We start from the raw sequence: 483 nt of genomic DNA, 5'->3' as shown, positions 1-483 counted from the left end.
GGTGTCCGAAGCGCCGCCGACGCCGCCGCTGCCGCCGATCGACTGCGCCAGTATGCCGTGCGAATAGGCCTTCTCGGTCTGGATCCAGCCGCTGTTTTCGACATTGACCTTGCCGCCGTTACCGCCAACGTTGCCGGACCCGCCCAGTGACAGGTTGACACTGACTTCCGATTCATCGGTGTGACCGGTGCTTTCGCCGGCGCCACCGGCGCCACCGCCGCCACCCACCGACTGTGCGAAGATGCCGATGGAACGCTCCTGCTGGGTCCAGATGCCGGCCGTGGCGAGATTGAAGACGTCGACTTGGAAAGCGCTGCCACCGCCGCCGCCTGCCCCGCCAAGCGCCCCACCGATCGCATATTTACCCAATACGCCCGATGTCGCCGAGCCGCCGACACCACCACCGCCGCCGATCGAGTTGGCGCTGATACCATACGAATCGGCGCCGTCGGTCACGATCAGGCTCCGGTTGGTAACAGAGAC

1 pseudogene is annotated in these 483 nt (G+C 65.8%); it reads right to left on the bottom strand.

From position 1 onward, the window contains the following. Nucleotides 1-456 (bottom strand): annotated as a pseudogene (locus tag EN984_RS37225) (hypothetical protein); the annotation flags it as partial. Nucleotides 457-483 lie beyond the last annotated feature (27 nt).

The sequence above is a fragment of the Mesorhizobium sp. M7A.F.Ca.CA.004.12.1.1 genome (genome assembly GCF_003997835.1).
Classification (GTDB): Bacteria; Pseudomonadota; Alphaproteobacteria; order Rhizobiales; family Rhizobiaceae; genus Mesorhizobium.
Note: the sequence above shows the minus strand (reverse complement) of the source record. Positions and strands in the feature narration are given on the sequence as shown.